This window comes from Microtetraspora sp. NBRC 16547 (assembly GCF_030268965.1).
Lineage (GTDB): Bacteria > Actinomycetota > Actinomycetes > Streptosporangiales > Streptosporangiaceae > Microtetraspora.
This window is the reverse complement of record NZ_BSSE01000098.1, coordinates 1-434: the sequence shown is the minus strand read 5'-3', so window position 1 is coordinate 434 and position 434 is coordinate 1. Positions and strand designations below refer to the sequence as shown.

General features: G+C 66.8%; 1 protein-coding gene. It reads right to left on the bottom strand.

Annotated features, from left to right (window positions below; translation table 11 throughout):
• Positions 1 to 434, bottom strand: a 434-nt coding sequence (locus tag QSK17_RS35775) for a GTP-binding protein (protein ID WP_285711140.1), incomplete at both ends; no start/stop codon positions are given.

The following is a 434-nucleotide window of genomic DNA, read 5'->3' as shown; positions in this document are numbered from 1 at the left end:
GCGTGCTCGACCAGGGTGATGAGCGCGCTCTTGACCGACTCGCGGGTGCGGGCGTCGGTGCGCACGATGGGGACATGCGCGGAGAGACTCAGCGCCTCACGGACCTCGTTCTCACTGTGCGGGTACTGCCCGTCGAACCCGTTGACGCCCACCACGAACGGAAGCTGGGCCTCCTCGAAGTAGTCCACCGCCGGAAAGCTGTCCGCCAACCGCCGCGTGTCCACCAGCACCACCGCGCCGATCGCACCGCGAACCAGGTCGTCCCACATGAACCAGAACCGGTGCTGACCGGGCGTACCGAACAGGTAAAGGATCAGATCCTGATCCAGCGAGACCCGCCCGAAGTCCATCGCCACGGTCGTCGTGGTCTTGTGCGGAACCAGGCCCACGTCGTCGATGCCGGCGCTGGCGTCGGTCATCACCGCCTCGGTCGT